Origin of the sequence: Saccharothrix sp. (genome assembly GCF_031180885.1) — a bacterium.
In the GTDB taxonomy this organism is placed as follows: Bacteria; Actinomycetota; Actinomycetes; order Mycobacteriales; family Pseudonocardiaceae; genus Actinosynnema.
The window spans coordinates 1-6,451 of sequence record NZ_JAPSLK010000114.1 but is presented as its reverse complement, the minus strand read 5'-3'; the positions used below and the strand labels follow the sequence as shown (position 1 = coordinate 6,451).

Here is a 6,451-nt window from a genome sequence, read left to right as displayed (position 1 = left end):
CGCCAGGACGACCAGCAGCGCGGCCGCGCCGGACCGGAGCCTCCCGCCCACGCCGGCCGGCCCCGCCCCGTCACGCGCCGGTCGCTCGATGCGCCCACCGTACCCCCACCTCGCCGACCGCGGCGCGGCGTCGACCGCGCCCAACTCGACGTGTCCGCCCGCGTGATTTGGGCGTTCGAAAAACTCGGCTGGGCCTGGCAGATCCGCTGGCCCCGCCGCACCGCCTGGCCGCGCTGCGCGTGGACACCCGATGAGGCCCATCCAGCCGTTGCCGCACGCCGAGCCCACCGACGACGCGACGCCTCGTCACTCCCTCACACACCCACGCATGGCCAGCATGCACCGCCCGCACCCGACACCAGGCCACGAGCGCGTCCCCAACCCAGGTTCACCCGCCACCGGCAACACCGCGTACGCGTCCGCCCCACCAAGCCGAACCAACTCCCCTGCCACTCCACCCCACCCGCGCCGAACCCCAGACCCCCACCCTCCGCCACCGCACCGACACCTCCTCAACCACACCCAACAGCCACACCACCCATACAAGGCCCGCCCAAGCCTCCCCCGGCCCACGAGCCCAACCACTCACACCGACTTCACCCCGGCAGCAGACCCAACCAACAACACACCACAAGCCGCTGACCAGCAAAAACGCGGAGACGGCCGGCAACGGACACCCCGATTTGGACCATAAAAGACGATCATGTAATCTATGACCACACCACGGCGAGAGCCGAGTCCGGGTGGCGGAATGGCAGACGCGCTAGCTTGAGGTGCTAGTCCCCGCAAGGGGGTGGGGGTTCAAGTCCCCCCTCGGACACTCAACAGTGGGATGCATCCCACCTACAAGGTAGGTCATCGAGCCCGGCTTCGCGCGGGCGGCACCGCTCCGTCGGACATCTCCCGCAGGCCGGGAGGTGCTCACGGTGAGTGAGCGGATCATCCCCGGTATCGATCTCGTGCGGACGCCGTCCGACCGGTCGATCTCCGGTGCCGCAGGCGTTTCTCCCGGAGTCCGGGACATCCTCGTGCGGCGTGCGGACACACCCGACGCCCTCCCTTTGGCCAGTTCCCGGCGGCGGCATCTGCGCACGTACTCGATGGCGATTTTCGACCATCGTGGCCGGTTGGTGGACCGGGCGTTGTTCGGGAAGCTGCGCTGGATTCCGGGCACCCGTCTGGACATCGGTGTCTCGGGCGGCCAGACGCTGGTCGTGCGCCATTCCCCGTTCGGGAGGCACGCGGTCAACAAGCGCCACATGGTGTTGATCCCGGCCCGCACCCGCAGGTGGTGCGGATTCCGTGACCGCGAACGCGTCCTGCTGGTCGCCGTGCCCGCGCTGTCGGCCCTGGTCGTCCACGGGCTGGACCGCCTGGACGACCTGCTTCCCGACCCGTTCCGGCTGGTGTCCGGGATGCGCGAGCAGGGCACCGCGCCCGGTGCCGACGACGGTCACGACACCCACGACGGTCACGACACCCACGACGGTCACGACACCGGCGACACCGCGGGCGGAGGTGATCGGGATGGCGACGGCTAAGGCGGATCCGGCCGACGTCGAGATGGCCCTGCAATTCCTGGCCCGGATGGGCGTCGAGCCGCAGGACCTGGTCGACAGGGCCGCGCGGGAGGTCGTGCCGACCTTCGCCGAGGTGATCCCCAGGGTGCGCGAGGCGATCCCCACGGCGTCCCTGCTCGTCTACGCCCCGTATTTCACCCGGATCGAAGGGCGGTGGGGCGAACGCAGGTGCGACGAGCCGGCGGCGGCCGAGGTGCACGAGTTGTTCGAGTGGGTGCGCGCGAACGCGAAGCGGCGTCGCTCGTCCAACGGTGGTCAGGGAGCCGTTCTGCACACCTACGAGGCGTTGCGCTGCATCTACCGGTACCTGGTCGACGAGCAGATCCTCACGCCGCGGCAGAACCTGATGAACCAGGTGACCAAACCCCGCAAGGGACGGTCTCGCCGGCACGCGATCAGTCCCGGGTTGTGGCGGGAGATCTTCAGGGCCGCCGCCACCACGGGGGAGGATCCCGCGCTGGACGCGTTGCTGCTGCGGTTCCACCTGGAGACCGCCGCGCGCCGCGGCGGGGCGCTGGCGCTGCGGCTGGGCGGTCTGGATCCGGAGCAGTGCCTGGTGCTGCTGGAGGAGAAGGGGTCGACGACCCGCTGGCAGCCGGTGTCGCCGACGATGATGCGTCATCTGCTGGCCCACGCGCACGACCGGGGAGCCCGGGAGCCCGACGCGCGTGTGTTCCGGTTTCTGGACGGGCGTCCGATCACGCGCCGGAGGTACGAGAACCTCTGGGTTCGGATCGGGCGGCACGTCGAGAGTGTCAGGACCCTCGGGATCAGCACCCACTGGCTGCGTCACACGACGTTGACGTGGGTGGAACGCATCTTCGGGGTGTCGGTGGCGCGGGCGTACGCGGGTCACGCGGATCCCTCGTCCAATCGTCAGGGCACGACGTTCGTCTACACCAAGGCGACCATGGCGGAGATCGCCACGGCGGTGCAGACCCTGACCGGAGAGCCCCACCCGTTGGCCGACCAACCGCTGGAGCCGGCGGGGGCTTCGCCGCACCCGTTGCGCGCGGCCGGAAGGCCGGTGACCGGGTGAGCCTGTCGGGTGGCGGCGACACGGCGTCGGCGATCGTGTACGAGGCCTCGCCGGTGCAGGACGCTCCGGCGGTCGGGGCGGAGGCGCAGTCGGTGTCGGACGACGTCGGCGTGCCGGTCGACCAGGACGTGGTGCGCGAGATCCAGCGGCTGTACGAGCAGGCACGGTCACGGGGACTCAGGCCTCCGGGTCGGCCCGCGTTGGTCGAGGCGACCGGGGCGACCGACCACAAGGTCCGCACCGCCATGACCTTCCTGAGGCTGACCGGTGCGCTGAAGCCGGCGGCCTCCTCGAACGGGGGTGGCGCAGACGCCGGCGACCGAACCGCGCCGGCGTCGGCGGAGTCCTCGGGCGACCGGCCGGCGGCGGGTGACGCGCGTGCTGTCGCCGACGACGTCGGTGGCGTCGAACTCGTCGGTGCCGGCCGGCCGGGTGCCGGAGGGACTGGCGACAGTGTCGGCGACAGCGCCGGCGACGGCAATGTCCGGCCCGCCCTCGACTCTGCTGTCGCGGCGGGTTCGGGCGGTGTGGCGGCAGGGGCGTTCGTCATGCCGCCGGCGGCGGGTTCGGCGGGTGCCGCCAGGCGCGCGGAGGTGCAGGCGACGCCCGTGGTCGAGCGGCCGGCGGCCGGCGACAGCGTGCAGCGGCCGGAGAGCGGTCGGGGTGCCAAGGCCGTGTCGTGGGCGGGGTTCGTGTTCGGAACCTTCATGTCCGTCGCCGCCAACGTGTTGCACACCTGGCTGCCGGCCGCGGGCAACGGTCCGGAGTGGAGGCCGTCGGTCGCGGCGCAGGTCGGCGCAGGGGTGTGGCCGCTGGGGTTGCTGCTGTCGGTCGAGATTCTGAGCCGGGTGCGCTGGAGGTCCGGCATTCTCTGGCAGGTCGCGCGTTTCGGTGGCACCGGCGTCGTCGCGCTCGGGGCGGCGGCGATCAGCTATGGCCACGTCCGCGACGTGTTGCTGGCGTGGGGTTACGGGGCGTTGTCGGCCCACGTGGGCCCTCTGGTGCTGGACGGGCTCATGGTCGTCTCCGGCTTCGCACTGCTGGCCATGGGCGGTCCGGCCGGCGACAGCGGCGCCGGAGGTGTCGACACCCGTGCCGGTGGCAGCCGGGCGCGGACGATCGGCGATAGGAGTGAGACAGGTTGACCGCCGGTCGGCGGCGTGGCGGCACGGCACTGCGGGCCTCTGCCACGCCGCCGGCGACAGTCTCCGCCGGCCACGGTCGCCGGCGACCGGCGGTGTCGGCCGTGTTCTCGCCGGCGAGGACCATGCGGGACCGCCGCGCGATCGGCAGCGCTTGCCGGCGACAGAGCGACGGTCCGCGGTTGGGTCGGCAGGCAGGCGTCGCCGCCGACTGGCGACACCCGGGTGCCGGGTGTCGCCACGTGGGTCTTCCCCGCCGCGTCGCTTCCCAGCTTTCGAGGCGCGCCCCCGCTGCCTCGACACCTGGCCGGACCGGTTCGAGTGGTCGCCCACACGCAGGAGGCGACGTGGGAGTCGGCTCGGCGGTCCGTGATCGACAGTGCCACGCTCACAACCAGAGCCAATCACGGACAGTGGTCGTCACACTGTTATAAAACATGGTTTCTGGGGCTAGGGCCGAAAATGGTGACTCTGAGTCGAATATGTGCTTGGGTTAGCGCGTCAGTGAGCGGACGGCCCGACCGTCGCCGGGGGGCGGAGGTCGGGCAGGCAGAGCGCAGCGTCCGCTGTCGCCGGCGACCGGACCGCGTCCTGTGCCCGCCCGAGGCGGGCCTCGCGCAGACCTTGGGGGGCAGTGTGATCGGCAGCATCGGCTTCGACGAAGCGGCGCTCGGGGCCGGCAGGCGGCGGTAGGTGCCCGGTGCGTCGCAAGCATTCTCATCTCACGGCGATCAGTGCCGCGTCGGGCAGACAGCGCCGGGATCACGACGATCCGGTGATCCGCGCGTTGTCGTTTCCGGACGTCCCTTCCGCGTACCCCCGCCGCATGCGCAGGGTCGATCTGGGCGAGTTGCAGAGCACCTTCCATGCCGGGTCGTTGCGGTTCGCGCTGGCGAAGGTGGACCGGGGCGGCCGGATCGTCTCCCACGACGTGTTCGGTCAGCTCGGCTGGTCACCCGGTGACTCGCTGGAGTGCGAACTCGGCAGGACCTATGCGGTTGTCAGACGGGCAGCGGAGGGCCCGATGGTCATCGACTCACGCAAACGGTTGCAGCTGCAGCATGTTCTGCTCCGGCGCTGCGGTGTGAACGCGGGAGACCCGGTCCTGCTGATCGGTGCCCGCGAACAGGGCCTCCTGATCATCCACTCGATGGCGGACCTTGCGCACATGGCGCGGATCTTCCACGCCGAGCAGTACCAGGGCGTCGGCCTGGAGGTGTTCCGTCATGAGCGTTGACGACGCCCTCGCGGCAGCACGCCTGGTGCTGGAACGTCTCGGCGTATCACCGCAAGACCTGATCGCGGACGGCCGGCGTACGTCGGCCGTGCCGCTGGAGGAGTTGGTGGAGAAGGTGAAAGGGGTGCTGCCCGCGCCGAGCCTGAGGCTGTACGAACCGTACTTCCGCAAGGCTCTGAGGGCCTGGCCGAACAAGGTGCTGCACGATCTCCTGCCGTCCGACGTGACGTGGTTCGTCAACCATTGTCGAGACACGGCGGTCGAGCGCAGGTCGTCGCGCGGTGGCCACAGCGCGGCGGAGCATGCCTACGACGCCGTGCGCTGTCTGATGAAATACGCGGTGGTCCACCGGATGTTGTTTCCCTGGGACGATCCCACCGACAAGATCGCCAAGCCGCCACGGCTGGTATCCAAACGCCGTGCTCTGGAACCGGAGCTGGTGGAGAACATCATCGACATCGCGGCGACGACCGGCAACGACCCTCACCTCGACACGTTGATCCTGCGGTTCCACATGGAGACCGCAGCACGGCGTGGCGGTGCACTCGGGCTGAAGTTGGGCGACTTGGACCCCACGTCACTGCTGGTGAAGTTGCGGGAGAAAGGTAAGAAGGACCGTTGGCAGCCCGTATCGCCGACGCTGATGAGGGGTCTTCAAACCCACGCCGACCTGCGAGGAGCAGCAGCACCCGGAGACGTCGTTCTGCGCTACCACAACGGAGATCCGCTGTCGGCCCGACGGTACGACGGGCTGTGGGACCGCATCGGCCGGCATCTCGACACCGTCCGTCTGCAGGGCGTGTCCACACACTGGCTGCGGCACACGACGTTGACCTGGGTCGAGCGAGCTTTCGGATACGCGGTCGCCCGCGCCTACGCCGGACACGCCACCGCCAGCACCAACAGATTCGGGGTCACGGCGACCTATGTCAAAGCCGACCTCGCCGATGTCGCCGCCGCCCTGTCCGCTCTCACCGGCGAACCACACCCTCTGGCCACCCGCGACCGTGACCTGAGCCGTTGGCGGGATGGGCCCGAAGCTCAGCCGGGCCTGGACACTGCGGTGTGATCCAGCAGACTTCTCCACCGTGGCCCCGCCGCCGGCTCAAGTCTCCGTACCCGCGTCGACACCAGGGGAGTCAGGGCGAAGGTCGGCGCAGTGACGCGGTGCGACTGCATCGTGGAGTTCCGCGACGTTCTCGCCCGGACGGGTCGTCCGTGCTATGGCCTACGCTTCGGGCTGAGCTTCCTTCGGAATCGCTGTGAAGCGGGCGGTGACCGGTCGCGCGGCGGCACAGTTCGGTGCCGTGTAAGGCATACGATGAACCCGTGCTGTCCATGATCGACCTGTTCGCCGGCTGCGGCGGCATGACCTCAGGCTTCACCGCGGCGGGCGGCTACCACCCGGTCATGGCGGTCGAATGGGACCTGCACGCCGCCGCCACCTACGCCG

General features: G+C 70.1%; 6 protein-coding genes and 1 tRNA gene. All 7 read left to right on the top strand.

The genetic code is table 11. The annotated features are described in order from the left end of the window. Nucleotides 1-737 precede the first annotated feature (737 nt). Nucleotides 738-820, top strand: a tRNA-Leu gene (locus RIN75_RS43680). A 106-nt stretch (nt 821-926) separates the two neighbouring features. After that, nucleotides 927-1,541: a hypothetical protein gene (locus tag RIN75_RS43675; protein WP_309118002.1), complete on the top strand. Its 615-nt coding sequence runs from the start codon at nt 927-929 to the stop codon at nt 1,539-1,541. Continuing rightward, nucleotides 1,528-2,619 carry a site-specific integrase gene (locus RIN75_RS43670; RefSeq protein WP_309118001.1) on the top strand — a complete coding sequence of 364 codons (1,092 nt, stop codon included), beginning with the start codon at nt 1,528-1,530 and terminating at the stop codon, nt 2,617-2,619. The genes RIN75_RS43675 and RIN75_RS43670 overlap by 14 nt, the downstream gene beginning before the upstream one ends. After that, nucleotides 2,616-3,764, top strand: a complete 1,149-nt coding sequence (locus tag RIN75_RS43665) for a DUF2637 domain-containing protein (RefSeq protein WP_309118000.1) — start codon at nt 2,616-2,618, stop codon at nt 3,762-3,764. Before RIN75_RS43670 ends, RIN75_RS43665 begins: the two co-directional genes overlap by 4 nt. 697 nt (nt 3,765-4,461) lie before the next feature. Continuing rightward, nucleotides 4,462-4,998 carry a hypothetical protein gene (locus tag RIN75_RS43660; protein WP_309117999.1) on the top strand — a complete coding sequence of 179 codons (537 nt, stop codon included), beginning with the start codon at nt 4,462-4,464 and terminating at the stop codon, nt 4,996-4,998. Then, entirely contained in the window at nt 4,988-6,067 is a 1,080-nt protein-coding gene (locus RIN75_RS43655; protein ID WP_309117998.1) for a site-specific integrase, read from the top strand. The genes RIN75_RS43660 and RIN75_RS43655 overlap by 11 nt, the downstream gene beginning before the upstream one ends. Before the next feature lie 269 nt (nt 6,068-6,336). Then, the coding region (locus RIN75_RS43650; RefSeq protein WP_309114196.1) for a DNA cytosine methyltransferase at nt 6,337-6,451 on the top strand (115 nt) is incomplete at its 3' end.

Bases quoted from the DNA above. Each gene is read 5' to 3' on its own strand.
- RIN75_RS43655 (WP_309117998.1), top strand. From the start codon at position 4,988: ATGAGCGTTGACGACGCCCTCGCGGCAGCACGCCTGGTGCTGGAACGT.
- RIN75_RS43670 (WP_309118001.1), top strand. From the start codon at position 1,528: ATGGCGACGGCTAAGGCGGATCCGGCCGACGTCGAGATGGCCCTGCAA.